Annotated in this window: 12 protein-coding genes; 8 read left to right on the top strand and 4 right to left on the bottom strand. The window is 63.0% G+C overall.

Features of this window, described 5'->3' with window-relative positions:
- Nucleotides 1-56: 56 nt before the first annotated feature.
- Entirely contained in the window at nt 57-1,091 is a 1,035-nt protein-coding gene (locus ACN9MO_RS17320) for an aspartate-semialdehyde dehydrogenase (RefSeq protein WP_057251996.1), read from the bottom strand.
- A gap of 497 nt (nt 1,092-1,588) precedes the next feature.
- On the opposite strand from ACN9MO_RS17320, the gene ACN9MO_RS17315 reads away from it, so the two are divergent.
- Nucleotides 1,589-3,478: an MFS transporter gene (locus ACN9MO_RS17315; protein ID WP_057251995.1), complete on the top strand. Its 1,890-nt coding sequence runs from the start codon at nt 1,589-1,591 to the stop codon at nt 3,476-3,478.
- Between the two features lie 108 nt (nt 3,479-3,586).
- Here the strand turns inward: ACN9MO_RS17315 and ACN9MO_RS17310 are convergent, their stop codons facing one another.
- The gene (locus tag ACN9MO_RS17310) at nt 3,587-4,276 is read right to left on the bottom strand and encodes a phosphatase PAP2 family protein (RefSeq protein WP_113133127.1); all 690 of its coding nucleotides are present in this window, start codon (nt 4,274-4,276) and stop codon (nt 3,587-3,589) included.
- A gap of 195 nt (nt 4,277-4,471) precedes the next feature.
- Nucleotides 4,472-5,584, bottom strand: coding sequence for a 3-isopropylmalate dehydrogenase (leuB, locus tag ACN9MO_RS17305; RefSeq protein ID WP_425985771.1), 1,113 nt, complete (start codon nt 5,582-5,584; stop codon nt 4,472-4,474).
- Between the two features lie 364 nt (nt 5,585-5,948).
- Between leuB and ACN9MO_RS17300 the strand changes: the two genes are divergently transcribed.
- Both ACN9MO_RS17300 and ACN9MO_RS17295 read left to right on the top strand, forming a co-directional pair.
- Nucleotides 5,949-6,590 (top strand): LysE family translocator, encoded by a 642-nt coding sequence (locus tag ACN9MO_RS17300; RefSeq protein ID WP_112995622.1) that lies wholly within the window; start codon nt 5,949-5,951, stop codon nt 6,588-6,590.
- 106 nt (nt 6,591-6,696) lie between these two features.
- Nucleotides 6,697-8,760, top strand: coding sequence for a M3 family metallopeptidase (locus ACN9MO_RS17295; protein ID WP_112995623.1), 2,064 nt, complete (start codon nt 6,697-6,699; stop codon nt 8,758-8,760).
- Between the two features lie 69 nt (nt 8,761-8,829).
- Here ACN9MO_RS17295 and ACN9MO_RS17290 read toward each other — a convergent pair whose 3' ends face one another.
- Nucleotides 8,830-10,002 (bottom strand): dihydrodipicolinate synthase family protein, encoded by a 1,173-nt coding sequence (locus tag ACN9MO_RS17290; protein WP_425985767.1) that lies wholly within the window; start codon nt 10,000-10,002, stop codon nt 8,830-8,832.
- 299 nt (nt 10,003-10,301) lie between these two features.
- Between ACN9MO_RS17290 and ACN9MO_RS17285 the strand changes: the two genes are divergently transcribed.
- The 5 genes from ACN9MO_RS17285 to ACN9MO_RS17265 are packed head-to-tail and all read left to right on the top strand — an operon-like array spanning nt 10,302 to nt 16,243.
- Nucleotides 10,302-11,342 (top strand): LacI family DNA-binding transcriptional regulator, encoded by a 1,041-nt coding sequence (locus ACN9MO_RS17285; RefSeq protein WP_112995625.1) that lies wholly within the window; start codon nt 10,302-10,304, stop codon nt 11,340-11,342.
- Entirely contained in the window at nt 11,339-12,340 is a 1,002-nt protein-coding gene (locus ACN9MO_RS17280; RefSeq protein ID WP_112995626.1) for a Gfo/Idh/MocA family protein, read from the top strand. The genes ACN9MO_RS17285 and ACN9MO_RS17280 overlap by 4 nt, the downstream gene beginning before the upstream one ends.
- A 3-nt stretch (nt 12,341-12,343) precedes the next feature.
- Complete coding sequence (locus ACN9MO_RS17275; protein WP_112995627.1) at nt 12,344-13,963, top strand: acyl CoA:acetate/3-ketoacid CoA transferase; 1,620 nt, start codon at nt 12,344-12,346, stop codon at nt 13,961-13,963.
- Nucleotides 13,956-14,735, top strand: coding sequence for an enoyl-CoA hydratase/isomerase family protein (locus ACN9MO_RS17270; RefSeq protein ID WP_113132344.1), 780 nt, complete (start codon nt 13,956-13,958; stop codon nt 14,733-14,735). Before ACN9MO_RS17275 ends, ACN9MO_RS17270 begins: the two co-directional genes overlap by 8 nt.
- Nucleotides 14,735-16,243 carry an aldehyde dehydrogenase family protein gene (locus tag ACN9MO_RS17265; protein WP_058328037.1) on the top strand — a complete coding sequence of 503 codons (1,509 nt, stop codon included), beginning with the start codon at nt 14,735-14,737 and terminating at the stop codon, nt 16,241-16,243. The genes ACN9MO_RS17270 and ACN9MO_RS17265 overlap by 1 nt, the downstream gene beginning before the upstream one ends.
- Nucleotides 16,244-16,267: the final 24 nt, after the last annotated feature.

Genomic DNA, 16,267 nt, shown 5'->3' with positions numbered 1-16,267 from the left:
AGGAAACCCGCCAAGCCCGGATGGGCTCGGCGGGAACGAATTGCTCAATTGCCGTTTCAGGCGGCCTGCTTACGCGGCTTGATGAGACCGCGGTTGACCAGGAGCTCGGCAATCTGGATCGCGTTGAGTGCCGCACCCTTGCGCAGGTTGTCGGAAACGACCCAGATGTTGAGACCGTTTTCGACGGTTGCGTCCTCGCGGATGCGCGAGATGTAGGTCGCATCTTCGCCGGCGCATTCGTAAGGCGTGACGTAGCCACCGTTTTCGTGCTTGTCGACGACCAGGCAACCCGGTGCTTCGCGCAGGATGTCGCGGGCCTCGTCTGCGGTGATCTCGTTCTCGAACTCGATGTTGACCGATTCCGAATGGCCGATGAAGACGGGAACGCGCACAGCCGTGCAGGTCACCTTGATCTTCGGATCGAGCATCTTCTTGGTTTCGGCCAGGACCTTCCACTCTTCCTTCGTGTAGCCGTCTTCCATGAACACGTCGATGTGCGGGATGACGTTGAAGGCGATGCGCTTGGTGAACTTCTTCGATTCGATCGGATCAGCGACGAAGACGGCGCGGGTCTGGTTGAAGAGTTCGTCCATGCCGTCCTTGCCGGCGCCGGAAACCGACTGGTAGGTCGAGACGACGACGCGCTTGATCTTGGCATGGTCGTGCAGCGGCTTCAGCGCCACGACGAGCTGGGCCGTCGAGCAATTCGGGTTGGCGATGATGTTCTTCTTGGTGAAGAGCGAGATCGCGTCCGGGTTCACTTCCGGCACGATCAGCGGCACTTCGGCGTCGTAGCGCCAGGCCGAAGAGTTGTCGATGACGACGCAGCCCTGCTGGCCGATCTTCGGCGAATACTTGAGAGAAACAGCGCCGCCGGCCGACATCAGGCAGATATCGGTATCGGAAAAATCGTAGTTTTCGAGGTTCCTGACCTTGAGGGTCTTGTCGCCAAAGGAAACTTCCGTGCCCTGGGAGCGGGCGGAAGCAAGCGCGACCACTTCATCCGCGGGAAAGCCGCGTTCGGAAAGGATGTTCAGCATCTCCCGGCCGACATTGCCGGTGGCGCCTGCGACTGCAATCTTGAAACCCATGATCTAAGCTCTCTTTCTGTCTCTCCTCGTCGGGTGGAGGGGGAACCGCGCGCGTTGCCACGAAGGTTCCGGTCCCCGGCCTTACCGGGGAGAGAGCGGAGGGCCAGAGACGTCAGACGGTTTTCGTCGTCGTTTTGGCCGTTGTTTTGCAAGCGAACGAAAAATCGACATCCTGCCCCGCGGCAAGGGCCGGCAGGATCAAAGCAGCGATGGCTGGACCGATCGGTCGCATGGTGGTGATTTCCTCGTTCGTCGCTGCTCTTACGCGGTTTTGGGGAAGAGTCAAGACGCCGCTGCATCGTGGTGGCTTCCCCGGCGTGGTCCGCGGTCGATCGCCGCATTAGACGAAAGTCATAAGCCGAAAGCATCTCTGCCTGCGCCGCAGGTTTTCTGACATCCTCTTCAACAGGCGCACCACGTCCGGCGGTTCTAGGGAGGAATGCCGGACCAGCCAATGGGCGCTCCAACAAGCTGTTTTGGAGTGGAGGATAAACGAAATGGCAAATGTCGCGACAGTGGACGACGCAAAAACGCGTCCAATGACCGGCGAGGAGAAGAAGGTCATCTTCGCCTCGTCGCTTGGTACCGTGTTCGAATGGTACGATTTCTATCTTTACGGCTCGCTTGCCGTCTATATCGGCGCGACCTTCTTCAGTTCCTATCCGGAAACGACGCGTAACATTTTCGCGCTTCTGGCCTTTGCCGCGGGCTTCCTCGTTCGCCCGTTCGGCGCCCTGGTCTTCGGTCGCCTCGGTGACCTCGTCGGCCGCAAGTACACCTTCCTCGTGACGATCCTGATCATGGGTCTGTCGACCTTCCTGGTCGGCATCCTGCCCGGCGCTGCCTCGATCGGCATTGCCGCACCGATCCTGCTGATCGCGCTGCGCATGCTGCAGGGCCTGGCGCTCGGCGGTGAATATGGCGGTGCCGCCACTTATGTGGCCGAGCATGCGCCGCACGGGCGCCGCGGTTACTTCACCTCCTGGATCCAGACGACAGCGACGCTCGGTCTGTTCCTGTCGTTGGTGGTGATCCTCCTCGTCCAGTTCCTGGTCGGCAAGGAAGCCTTTGCTGCCTGGGGTTGGCGCATTCCGTTCCTCGTCTCCGTCGTGCTTCTCGGCGTTTCCGTCTGGATCCGCCTGAAGATGAACGAATCGCCGGCCTTCAAGAAGATGAAGGAAGAGGGCAAGGGCTCCAAGGCACCGTTGTCGGAAGCTTTCGGTCAGTGGAAGAATGCCAAGATCGCGCTTCTGGCACTGTTTGGTGCCGTCGTCGGCCAGGCCGTCGTCTGGTACTCCGGTCAGTTCTACGCGCTGTTCTTCCTGACGGGCGTGCTCAAGGTGGACGGCCAGTCGGCAAATATCATGGTCGCCGCTTCGCTCTTGATCGGTACGGGCTTCTTCGTGCTCTTCGGCTGGCTCTCCGACAAGATCGGCCGCAAGCCGATCATCATGGCCGGCCTGCTGCTTGCCATGCTCACCTACTTCCCGCTGTTCAAGGCGCTGACCTGGGCTGGTAACCCGGCACTCGCTCAAGCCCAGGCAACCGTCCGCGCGACGGTGACCGCGGCCCCCGGCGATTGCAAATTCCAGTTCAACCCGACGGGCACGGCGAAGTTCACCACCTCGTGCGACATCGCAACCGCATTCCTCACCAAGAACTCGGTGCCCTACGACGTGGTAACGACGGCCGCCGCGGGTACGGCCGCAACGGTCAAGGTCGGCGAAACCACGATCAACAGCTACGACGCGGTCGCCGCAGGCGATGGCGCCAAGGCTGCCAATGCCGCCTTCGAAAAGCAAACCAACACGGCGCTTCACAATGCCGGCTACCCGCTGGTTCGTGGTGCGGCAAAGGTTCCGGAATCCAAGCTTGACGGCTTTGTCGCCGCCAACCCGGAACTGGCGCTTGATCCGGCTGCCGTTCGCGGCGGCGAGAAGACCATGGTTCCGGCCGACAAGCTCGTCGCCGACAAGCTGTTGACGAAGGATGAAGTCGGCACTGCCACCGAAATGGCCGTCTACACGATCGCGGGCGGCGGCACCTACGCGATGGTGGCGGATCCCGCCAATGTCAACTGGACGACGATCATCGCCGTTCTGACCGTGCTCGTCATCTACGTGACCATGGTCTACGGCCCGATCGCTGCGCTGCTGGTCGAACTCTTCCCGACCCGCATCCGCTACACCGGCATGTCGCTGCCCTACCACATCGGCAACGGCTGGTTCGGTGGCCTGCTTCCGGCAACGGCCTTCGCGATGAGTGCTGCCCAGGGCGATATCTACTACGGCCTCTGGTACCCGATCGTCTTCGCAGGCATCACGCTGGTCATTGGCCTCCTGTTCCTGCCGGAAACGAAGGACCGCGACATTCACGCGATGGACTAAGTCTGCAGTCACGCGCTCCCGGGAGAACCATTTCCCGGGAGCGCGCCAAATCTTCCCCGAGCTACTATGGCTCTCCTGACTCCGGCGCGGCCTTCCGCGCCGGCTTTTTTATGGGCGCGGATCGCTGCGCCCCACGAGCGGCCATCCACCCTCGCTCAGATGAAACAGCCGGTTCTGCCGTGCGAAGAGAAACGCCACCATCACGGATGTCCAGAGACCGAGCAGCAGCCCGGCTGCGACGTCGCTTGGGTAGTGTGCGCCGACGATGACGCGGGAAACGCCGATCGTCAGCGCCAGGATCAGAAAGAGTGGCCTCAGCTTCGGCATCAGCATGGCGAAGACACCGAAGAAGGCGCCGGCCGCGGTCGAATGGCCGGAGGGGAAACTTTCGTACAGACCGCTGTTGGCAAACGGCGTCAGGCTGTAGGCGCCGAGCTCGGTGAAGAGTTCCGGCCGGGCCCGGCCGACGATAATTTTCAGTGTGTGGACCAGCGCGCTGGCTGTGCCGATCGTCAGGAGGAAATAGGCCGCAAGATCGCGGGCGGCACTTGCCCTGCGCTGAAGCGGCCCCTGGTTTGCCGCGCGGTGCAGGATGAACGTCGCTGCCAGGACCCCAGCTGAAAGGTAGATCATCCAGGCGAACGTCCCAAAGTCCGTGATCATCCGATTGAAATCGACGATGCTTTCCGGCAGCGCCTGCGCGCTTTGCGACAGATACGGATCCAATGGAATGAGTGCGAGCACGAGGACGAGGGTAGTCAGTGCAATCCATCCGGTGGTCGCAAGTGGTCCGTTCATGAATCTCCGTCCTGCCGCCGCGTCGCATGTCTGCGCAGCGTTCGTTCTTCTCATGGCGTCTAGTTCCCCGATGTGTCGGTTCTTTTGGCAAATTCAAGGCCATGAAACGCAAAACACCTCCGGATGCGCTCCGGAGGTGTCTGTTTTCGCTATGCCTGAAGGCGTCAGATCACGCCGACTGGAATCGTTGGTGGCTCAGGCCGACAGCGCCTTGAACGCGGCGAGGATGGCATCGCCCATTTCCGTCGTGCCGACCTTCTTCGCACCCTCGGCCATGATGTCGCCGGTGCGGATGCCCTGATCGAGCACGGCGGCGATCGCCTTTTCCAGATTGTCGGCTTCCGTCACCAGGTTGAAGGAATAGCGCAGGCACATGGCAAAGGAGGCGATCATCGCGATCGGGTTGGCGATGCCCTTGCCGGCAATGTCGGGGGCCGAGCCATGCACCGGCTCGTAGAGCGCCTTGCGCTTGCCGGTCACCGCATCCGGGGCACCGAGCGAGGCCGACGGCAGCATGCCGAGCGAGCCGGTCAGCATCGCCGCCACGTCCGACAGCATGTCGCCGAACAGGTTGTCGGTGACGATGACGTCGAACTGCTTGGGCTGGCGCACCAGCTGCATGCCGCCGGCATCGGCCAGCATGTGCTCGAGCTGGACGTCGGAGTATTTTGCCTTGTGCGTCTCGGTCACCACCTGGTTCCAGAGCACGCCCGACTTCATGACGTTGCGCTTTTCCATCGAGCAGACGCGGTTCTGCCTCGTGCGGGCAAGCTCGAACGCGACGCCGGCGATGCGTTCGATCTCGTAGGTGTCGTAGACCTGGGTGTCGATGCCGCGCTTCTGGCCGTTGCCGAGATCGATGATTTCCTTCGGCTCGCCGAAATAGACGCCGCCGGTCAGTTCGCGCACGATCAGGATGTCGAGGCCTTCGACGAGTTCGGGTTTCAGCGACGAGGCGGCAGCCAGCGCCGGGTAGCAGATCGCCGGACGCAGGTTGGCGAACAGTTCGAGATCCTTGCGCAGGCGCAGCAGACCGGCTTCCGGACGCACCTCATAGGGCACCGCATCCCACTTCGGACCGCCGACGGCGCCAAACAGCACCGCATCGGCGGCCAGCGCCTTCTTCATGTCCGCTTCCGAGATCGCCTGGCCATGGGCGTCATAGGCCGAACCGCCGACCAGGCCCTCGTCGGTGACGAAACCGGCTGAAAGCTCGGCATTCATGTAGGCGATGATTTTGCGGACTTCCGCCATGGCTTCCGGGCCGATGCCGTCGCCGGGCAGAAGGAAGAGGTTGCGCACAGTCATGGATAGTCCTTCTCGCGGGGGAAAACTCGGCCGCGTTCTAGCGCAACTTCGTGTCGAGGGAAATCGCCGCGACGAAAGATTTGTGCGCGGCTGCGAGCGGCACGTTCCCGGCGGAACAGCTGCTCTACCGAGGAAGTGGGATGCTCTTTTCGAGGCCGCGCATCTTGCCCGGCCATCGATTCTCCGAGGAGAAAAACATGCGCAAGTTCGTCTATGCAGTCGCCACACATATCCGCGCCACGGCCAAGAATCTAACCTTTGCTGGCAAGCGGTCACCTGCGTCGTCATATAGCTGGCTTAGCTTTCCTCTTGACTGAATCGGTGCCTCCGGATCGAATGCGGGCAACACAACCGGGAACCCGCCATGTCCGAGACGCTGCTGATCGGAGCCTTTCTCGCCGCCCTTTCCTATGTCCTCATTCCCGGACCGGCGTTTCTGGCGTTGCTCGGCATCGGCGCCGGCCAGGGGCGCAAGGCAGGCGCCTTGTTCATGGGCGGGCACCTGGCGGGTGACGTTCTCTGGTCGACCCTGGCGCTGGTTGCCATCGTTGGCGCGCGCTCGGTCGGCACCACGATCTTCGATATTCTCGGGCTGTTTTGCGGCGCCTATCTCGGCTGGATCGGCTGGACGGCACTCCGTGCGAGGCCGGCGGGCGAGAACCGGGCACTCCTGACCGTCGAGCGTCCGCTGCGGCGCGGCCTGATCTTTGGGCTCACCAATCCCAAGGGATATCCGGTGGCGCTCGCAACCTTCACGGCGCTGCTTGCCAGCTCGGCGAACGCGCTTGAGTTCAATACGCTTCCGGCGCTGCTTGGCGTCTCGCTCATCGGCTTTCTCGTTGCCGACCTGATCCTGATCGTCATCATCGGCACCTCTGTGGTGCGGCGTTTCTACCGACGCCACGAACTGGCAATCGTCAGGCTCTCCGGTCTCCTGTTCATGGGCTTTGCCGTCCAGGCGATCTGGCACGCCGCGCCGGGGCTTCTCGGCCTGCGCAAGCCTTGACGGTATCCCTGCCGGCAACCACCTTCATTTTCGCCGCTTCCTCATGTCAGAGGTCGCCGGCCCCCCTCCCCGGACCTAAGCCGGACCGCATGCGAAAGGATTTCTGATGACCACCAGCACCCCGCTCAATCCCGCGCTCACGTCATGGACAGGCCACGAGGGCCTGCCGCGTTTCGATCTGGTAAAGGACGAGGATTTCGCGCCGGCGTTCGAAGCGGCCTTCCGGGAGCACGAAGCGGAGATTGACGCGATTGCCGATAATTCCGCCGGTCCGACCTTCGGAAATACTATCGTTGCTCTCGAAATCGCCGGCGATGCACTTTCGCGCGTGTCCTCCATCTTCTGGAATAAGGCCGGGGCCGACACGAACGAAACGGTTCAGGCGCTGGAGCGCGATATCGCCCCGAAGATGTCGCGGCACTATTCCAAGATCGGCATGAATGCCGCGCTGTTCAAGCGCATCGACACGCTGTGGGAAGGCCGCCAGTCCCTGGGGCTTGATCTTGAAGCGACCCGTGTGCTCGAGCGGCACTGGAAGGGTTTCGTCAAATCCGGCGCCAAGCTCGCAAAACCCGAGCAGGAGCGGCTGGCCGCGATCAACGAAAAGCTCGCCGGCATCGGCGCGAAGTTCGGGCAGAACGTGCTTGCCGACGAGAAGAACTGGGTTCTGTTCCTCGAAAGCGAGGAACAGCTCGCCGGTGTGCCGGACTTCCTTCGCGACGCCATGGCGGCAGTGGCCGAGGACCGTGGCCAGAAGGGAAAATACGCGGTTACCCTGTCGCGCTCGATCATCGAACCGTTCCTGACCTTCTCGGAAAATCGCGAGCTCCGTGAACAGGCCTTCCGCGCCTGGGTCGCGCGAGGCGAAAACGGCGGCGACACCGACAATCGCGGGCTGATCGCCGAGATGCTGGCGCTGCGCGCGGAAAAGGCGAAGCTGCTCGGCTATGAAAACTTCGCGTCGCTGAAGCTCGACGACACCATGGCGAAGACGCCGGCCGCAGTGAACGGTCTCCTGATGCAGGTCTGGGAAAAGGCCGTTGCCCGCGCCCACGAGGAAGAGGCGGAGCTTGCCCGGCTCGTTGCCGGCGAGGGTCGCAATCACGACGTCATGCCCTGGGACTGGCGCCATTATGCCGAAAAGCTCCGGGCCGAGAAGTTCAATTTCTCCGAAGGCGAGCTCAAGCCTTACCTGCAGCTCGAAAAGATCATCGAAGCTTGCTTCGACGTTGCCAAGCGCCTGTTCGGCATCACCGCGACGGAGAAGAAAGGCATCGCCGCCTATCATCCTGACGTGCGGGTCTTCGAGATCAAGGACGCGTCCGGCAAGCTGGTGGCCCTCTTCCTCGGCGATTATTTCGCCCGGTCGTCGAAGCGTTCCGGCGCCTGGATGAGCTCGTTCCAGTCGCAGCACAAGCTGAAACTGAAGAACGGCGCCGAAGGCGAACTGCCGATCATTTATAACGTCTGCAATTTTGCCAAACCCGCCGAGGGCAAGCCGGCACTGCTGTCGCTCGACGATGCCCGCACGCTCTTCCACGAGTTTGGCCATGCCTTGCATGGCATGCTATCCAACGTCACCTATCCGTCCGTTTCGGGTACCGGTGTGTCGCGCGATTTCGTAGAGCTGCCGTCGCAGCTCTACGAACATTGGCTGACGGTGCCGGAGATCCTCAAGCGCTACGCAGTGCATTACCAGACCGGCGAGCCGATGCCGCAGGCGCTGCTTGACAAGGTGCTCGCCGCCCGGACGTTTAACTCCGGCTTCGCCACCGTCGAGTTCACTTCTTCTGCTCTGGTCGACATGGCCTACCACACGGCCGAGGAGACGGCGGAGCCGATGGCGCTCGAAGCAAAGAAGCTCGATGAGATCGGCATGCCGAAATCCATCGTCATGCGCCACCGCAGCCCACATTTCCTGCACGTCTTCTCGGGCGACGGCTATTCGGCAGGCTACTATTCCTACATGTGGTCGGAAGTGCTCGACGCCGACGCCTTCGCGGCCTTCGAGGAAACCGGCAATGCCTTCGATCCGGCGATGGCCGCCCGCCTCAAGGACAATATCTATTCGGTCGGCGGCTCGATCGATCCGGAGGATGCTTACAAGGCGTTCCGCGGCAAGCTGCCGAGCCCGGATGCGATGCTGGCAAAGAAGGGCCTGGCGGCCTGAGGTGTCCTGAAACCTGCCCGGTTGGCTGGATATGGAACGGCGCCCTCGGGCGCCGTTTTAGCATTCTGCTCAAGCGCTCTGCTCGACGCCAAATGTCGATAGCAGGCTTTGCATCCGTTGCGCCGCCAGTTCCGGCCGGTCGAGCACATTGGCGCGGTCGGCGAGACGGAAGATGTCGGCATAGTGCAGCGCCCCGCGGGCGGACTGCATGCCGGCGGGCATGGTGAAGTGGCGCTGGTGCCCGTTCAGCCAGGCAAGGAAAACGACCCCGGCCTTGTAGTATTGCGTAGGCGCCTCGAAGATCTTGCGTGACAACGGCACGGTCGGCTCGATCACGCCGCGGAAGGTGGCGAGGTCACTCTTGGCGAGTGCTGCGAGCGCCTTGGAGGCGGAGGGTGCCACCGCATCGAAAATGCCGAGCAGGGCGTGGCTAAACTTCGTGCCGTCGCCTTCGATCAGTTCCGCATAGTTGAAATCGTCGCCGGTAAAGCAGAGCACGCCGTCCGGCAGGCGGTTGCGTAGCGCCACTTCCCTGGCGTTGTCGAGCAGCGAGATCTTGATGCCTTCGACCTTGTCGCGGTTGGCTTCGATGCTCGAGAGCACGGTATCGAGCGCCTGGTCGAAGTCCTCAGAGCCCCAGTAACCCCGAAGTTGCGGGTCGAACATGTCGCCGAGCCAGTGCAGCACGACCTTGTGTCGGGTCTGGCCGAGGATGCGCCCATAGACATGGCGATAGTCGTCGGCGGAGCGGGCAACGCGGGCGAGTGCGCGGCTTGCCATCATGATCGCCCTGCCGCCCTCGCCTTCGACGAAGCCGACCTGCTCTTCGTAGGCGGCAATCACGTCGTCCAGCGATCGCGCATCGGTCGGCGCCAGGTGGTCGGTGCCGGCACCGCAGGCAAGATCGGCGCCCGGAACCTGCCGCGCTTCGGCGAGCGAGCGGCGGATCAGTTCCTGCGCGCCGGGCCAGGCAAGACCCATACCGCGTTGGGCGGTGTCCATCGCCTCGGCGATCTTGAAGCCAAGGCTCCAGAGATGGTGGCGAAACGCCAGCGTCGCCTCCCAGTCGATCGCCGGATTGCCCCAGGGATCGAGATCCCGGAGAGGATCCGAGACCACATGGGCGGCCGCATAGGCGATGCGGTTGAAGGTCGGCGGCGTCTGCGGCCGCGCGATTGGCGTTCCCGTCAGGCGGTAGTGTTCGAGCGAGCCGTCTTGGCGCGGCAGCGTCAGGCTTGTCATCGGGGTTGGTCTCCTCCGCGGAAGTTTGTCTTGAAATACTTTGGATCGTTCCAAATGGCAAGCGGCAATGTTTTCGGGTGTATGGCATGCGCCTGATCGTTGGTGCCGCGACAGAGAAAATATTATTTCTTTTCATTGGTTTAAAGTTCACGATGGTCACACGTGGCATCGGTCAACCAGGCTGACCAATCCTGCAGTGAGCGAGCAAAACGGAAAAAAGTGATCAAGGCTCTCTTGACGAAATTGGAACGTTCCAATTATGAAAGAGAAAAGCAGGTACGAGAATTCGGGAGGATGCTGTGGTCAAGGAACGGGTGACGGTCATCGATATTGCGCACGCCGCCGGCGTGTCGAAGTCGACCGTGTCGCTCGTCCTTCAGGGCAGTTCGCTCGTCAACGAGGCGACCCGCGCCAAGGTGAATGCGGCCATCCGCGATCTCGGCTATGTCTACAACCGTGGAGCTGCCAATCTTCGCCAGTCGAAATCCAAGATCATCGGCATCGTCGTCAACGATCTCACCAACAGCTTCTTTGCCGAACTCGCTGTCGGCGTCGATGCGGTCGTTCAGTCGGCTGGCTTCGTGCAGTTCCTCGCCAACACCGGTGAAAAGATCGAGCGTCAGCGCGAAGTGGTGGCGTCGATGCGTGAGCACGGCGTCTCCGGCCTGATCGTCTCTCCGGCGCGCGGCACGGAAGTTGCCGATCTCGCGCCTCTGGTCGATAGCGGCATTCCCGTCGTGCTTGTCGTGCGCGACATTGCCGGCGCCGACGTTTCTTCACTGATATCCGACAACCACGCCGGCGCCATGGCGGCCGTGCGTCACCTGATCGAGCGTGGCCACCAGCGCATCGCCTTCCTCGGCGGCTTTTCCGATACTGCCGTGTTCGAGGCGCGCATGCGCGGCTACTGCGACGCCCTTATCGAGGCCGGGATGCCGGTGTCGGAGGCGCTGATCATCGGTTCGGCGCCGTCGCGCGCCGGCGGGGTAACGGCGGTGGAACAGGCGATGATGCTCGCCGACCGGCCGACGGCGGCGCTGTGCTTCAACGATGCGGTCGCCTTCGGCGTCTGCGATGGCCTCAGGGCGCGGCGGCTGGAGCCAGGCGCCGATTTCGCCGTCATCGGCTTCGACGACGTGATCGAGGCGAAGACCGCCGTGCCGGCACTGACGACGGTTTCCGTCGATCCGCAGGGCATGGGTCAGCGGGCTGCCGAATTGCTGTTGAAGCAGATCAAGGCCGGCAAGGCGGAACCCGAAGCGATCGTCGGTTCGGTGCGCCTCGTCGTTCGCCAGAGCTGCGGCGCTGCGGTCGAGAGGAAAAGGGAGGTTTTGGCATGACGCGGTGGGGTCTGATCGGCGCAAGCACGATTGCGCGTGAATGGGTGATTGGCGCGATCCGCGCCGCCGGCGGTGAGGTCGTCTCGGTCATGAGCACCAACGCCGAGCGAGGCGCTGCCTATGCCGAAGAAAACGGCATTCCGAAGTCGGTGACGTCAGTTGCCGAACTTGTCGGCGATCCCGACGTCGATGCGGTCTATGTCTCGACCACCAACGAATTGCATCGCGAACAGACGCTGGCGGCGATCGCCGCCGGCAAACATGTGCTTTGCGAGAAGCCGCTGGCGATGAACCTCAATGATGGCTGCGAGATGGTGCTGAAGGCGTGTGAGGCGGGCGTGGTGCTCGCCACCAACCACCACCTGCGCAATGCCGCCACCCATCGTGCCATGCGCAACGCGATCGCCGAGGGTAAGATCGGTCGGCCGATTGCCGCACGCGTCTTCCATGCGGTCTATCTGCCTCCGCATCTCCAGGGCTGGCGGCTGGAGCGGCCGGATGCCGGCGGCGGCGTGATCCTCGACATCACCGTGCACGATGCCGATACGCTGCGCTTCATTCTCAATGACGACCCGATCGAAGCGGTCGCCATCAGCCATAGCGCCGGCATGGGCAAGGAAGGTCTGGAAGACGGCGTCATGGGCGTGCTCCACTTCCGCTCTGGCGTCATCGCCCAGTTCCATGACGCCTTTACCACCAGGTTTGCCGATACCGGCCTTGAGGTGCATGGCACCGACGGTTCGCTGATCGGCCGAAAGGTCATGACGCAGCGACCGGTCGGGACCGTGACGCTGCGCAATGCCGATGGTGAGACCGAGCTATCGCTCGACCATCGCAATCTCTACGAAACCGCACTTTCCGCCTTCCATGCTGCCGTCAGAGGCGAAGGCCGTCCTTCGGCGACGGGCGAAGATGGCGTCTGGTCGCTGGCGACGGGTCTTGCCGTGGCCAAGGCGGCTGCGACCGGCCAGGCCGTGGCGATCGAAACGGGACTTTGAACGATGTCGATGAACAAGCATATCTCGCCGGCCGAAGCGGCTGCCCTGATCCCGGATGGTGCGGTGGTTTCCGTCTCGTCGTCCAGCGGACTCGGCTGCCCCGACCTGATGCTGAAGGCGATCGGTGAGCGCTTCGAGGCGACCGGTCATCCGCGCGATCTCACGACACTGCACCCGATCGCCGCCGGCGACATGAGCGGCATCAAAGGTGTCGACTACATCGCGAAGAAGGGCCTCCTGAAGAAGATCATCGGCGGCTCCTATCCCTCGGGCCCGTCGAGTGCGGAACCGCCGCTGATCTGGCAGATGATCGGCGCCAACGAGGTTGCCGCCTACAACGTCCCGTCCGGCATCCTCTTCGATATGCACCGCGAAGCCGCGGCCAAGCGGCCGGGCGTGATGACCAAGGTCGGCCTCGACACCTTTGTCGACCCGTCGCGCGAAGGCTGCGCGATGAATGCTTCGGCCGCCGCCGAGCCGGTGGTCAAGAAGGTCTCGTTCGAGGGCGAGGACTGGCTGTATTTCAAGGCGATCGCGCCGCAGGTGGCCATCATCCGCGCCACCACCGCGGACGAGCGCGGCAACCTCACCTATGAACACGAGGGCGCTTATCTCGGCGGTCTCGACCAGGCGCTCGCCGCTCGCAACAACGGCGGCATCGTCATTGCCCAGGTCAAGCGCATCACCAAGGAAGGCTCGTTGAAGCCGCACGACGTGCGGGTGCCGGGCGTGCTTGTCGACTATGTCATCGTCGATCCCGACCAGAAGCAGACGACCCAGACGCTCTACGATCCGGCGATCTCAGGCGAAATCTTCCGACCGCTCGAGAGCTTCCGCGTGCCGGAATTCAACATCCAGAAGGTCATTGCCCGCCGTGTGGCGCAGGAGCTTGAGGCTGGCAGCGCCGTCAATCTCGGCTTCGGCATCTCGGCCAACGTGCCGCGCATCCTGCTCGAAGAAGGCCTGCATGGCGCGGTCACCTGGGTGATCGAGCAGGGCGCCGTCGGCGGCGTGCCGCTTCTCGATTTCGCTTTCGGCTGCGCCTCGAACGCTGATGCCTTCATGCCTTCGCCCTACCAGTTCACCTATTTCCAGGGTGCCGGCTTCGACGCGTCGCTGCTTTCGTTCCTCGAGATCGACCGTCACGGCTCGGTCAATGTCTCAAAGCTCTCGTTCCGTCCGCATGTGACGGCCGGCGCCGGCGGCTTCGTCGACATCACGGCGCGGGCGAAGAAGATCGTCTTTTCCGGCATGTTCAATGCCGGCGCCAAGCTTTCGATCGGCGATGGCAAGCTGGTGATCGAGAAGGAAGGCAAGCTGAAGAAGCTGGTCAACGAGGTCGAACACGTCACCTTCTCCGGCCGTCGCGGCATCGAGCAAGGCCAGGACATCACCTATGTGACCGAGCGCTGCGTGATGAAGCTGACGCCTGAGGGCGTCATGCTGACGGAGATCGCGCCGGGCGTCGATCTGCAGACCCATATTCTTGATCAGTCGGAGTTTCCGCTGATCGTGTCCAATCAGCTGAAAACGATGGATGCTGCCCTCTTCCAGGACGCACTGATCGGGCTTGAGCTGCCGAAAAAGGCGCAGCGTCGGCTCGACGGAGGCCACCATGGCTGAGGGGCGCATCCGAATTGAGATAGAAGGCGCGATCGCGACCATGACGGTCGCCCGCCCGGAAAAGCTCAACGCCTTCGACATCGACATGCTGAAGGCCCTGGCCGCCGCCTGCGATACGGTAGAGGCCGACCGCAACATCCGCGTTGTCATCCTCACCGGTGAGGGCAAGGCGTTTTCGGCCGGCGGCGACATCAAGGCCTGGGGCGGCATGGATGCGCCCGCATTCGGTCATGACTGGGTGCGCTTCGGCCATCGTGTGTTCGAGCGGCTGGCGACGTTGCGCATGCCTGTGATCGCCGCGCTCAACGGCCACGCGCTCGGAGGCGGGCTGGAGCTTGCGGCCGCGGCCGACATCCGCCTGGCCGAGGCGCAGATCAAGATCGGTCTGCCGGAAACGAGCCTCGGCATGGTTCCCGGTTGGTCGGGCACGCAGCGCCTGGTCTCGCGCTTCGGTGCCCAGATCGTGCGGCGCATGGTGCTGGGTGGCGAGATGTTCACTGCCGAGACTGCGCTCAAGGAAGGTTTGGTCGATGCCGTCGTCGAGACCGGCACGGTCCTTGCTGCCGCCCGCGACTACGCGGCGCGTGTTGCGAAGCGCGGCCCGGCGGCACTCGAAATCTCGAAACTGATGATCGCTTCGGCGAATGGCGAAGACAATGGCTCGGCGGTCGAGGCTCTCGGTTCGATCCTGGTCGCCAAGACCGGCGACCTCAGGGAAGGCGTTGCCGCCTTTTCCGAAAAGCGTGAAGCCCAATTCAAGGGAGAATGGTAATGACCGTGCTCGTGAAACCCAAGGCGCTTGGCGACCACAAGGTCCGCGCCTTCCAGATGCTGATCGACGGCAAATGGGTGGACAGCGCCGAGGGGCGCATCATCGAGCGCGTGTCGCCGGGCCATGGCGTCGTCGTCAGCCGCTACCAGGCGGGCACGAAGGCAGACGCCGAAAAGGCGATCGCCGCCGCACGTCGCGCCTTCGACGAGGGCAGCTGGCCGCGCATGACCGCGTCGCAGCGTTCGCTTGTGCTGCTTCGTGCCGCCGACATCATCGCGGAACGGGCCGATGAGTTGGCCTATCTCGACGCGATCGAATCCGGCAAGCCGATCAGCCAGGCTAAGGGCGAACTTGGCGGTGCCGCCGATATCTGGCGCTATGCCGCGGCCCTTGCCCGCGATCTGCATGGCGAGAGCTACAACACGCTCGGGGATGGCACACTCGGTGTCGTGCTGCGCGAGGCGATCGGCGTCGTGTCGATCATCACCCCCTGGAACTTCCCCTTCCTGATCGTCAGCCAGAAGCTGCCGTTTGCCTTGGCTGCGGGCTGCACCACGGTCGTCAAACCGTCGGAACTGACCTCGGCCTCGACCCTGCTGCTCGGCGAAATCCTCGAAGCGGCCGGCGTTCCCGCTGGAGTCGTTAACATCATCACCGGCACGGGGCCGGAGGTCGGTGCGCCGATGACGACGCATCCGGATGTCGACATGGTCTCTTTCACCGGTTCGACCGGTGTTGGTCGCCTGACCATGGCCAATGCCGCACAGACGCTGAAGAAGGTGTCGTTGGAACTCGGCGGCAAGAACCCGCAGATCGTGTTCCCGGACGCCAATCTCGACGAATTCATCGATGCCGCCGTCTTCGGCGCCTATTTCAACGCCGGTGAATGCTGCAATGCCGGTTCGCGCCTGATCCTGCATCGCGATATCGCCGACGAGGTGACGCGGCGGATCGCTGAGCTTTCGGCCAAGGTCAAGGTCGGCGATCCGCTCGATCCGGAAACCCAGGTCGGCGCGATCATCACGCCGCAGCATCTGGAAAAAATTGCCGGCTATGTTTCTGCTGCGTCGAAGGAGGGGGCGGCGGTCGCGCATGGCGGCACGGCGCTCGATCTCGGCATGGGCCAGTTCATGGCGCCGACGATCCTCTCGGCCGTGCGCCCCGACATGGCGGTGGCGCGCGAAGAGGTGTTCGGCCCGGTTCTCTCGGTATTGACCTTCGAGTCGACCGAGGAAGCGATCAGCATAGCCAATGCGATCGACTACGGTCTTTCGGCCGGCGTCTGGAGCCGCGACTTCGACACCTGCCTGACGATCGGCCGCCGCGTGCGCGCCGGCACCATCTGGATGAACACCTTCATGGATGGTGCGTCGGAGCTGCCCTTCGGCGGCTACCGCCAGTCCGGCCTCGGCCGCGAGCTCGGCCGACATTCGGTCGAGGATTACACTGAGACCAAGACGCTCAACATGCATATGGGGCCGCGCACCGGCTGGTGGATGCCGCGTTAAGGCTAGGGCGAGGGAGGAGAAGAC

Origin of the sequence: Ensifer sp. R-19, from assembly GCF_049905105.1 — a bacterium.
Lineage (GTDB): Bacteria > Pseudomonadota > Alphaproteobacteria > Rhizobiales > Rhizobiaceae > Ensifer.
The sequence above is the reverse complement of the archived record's forward strand: the minus strand, read 5'-3'. Positions and strand labels throughout refer to the sequence as shown.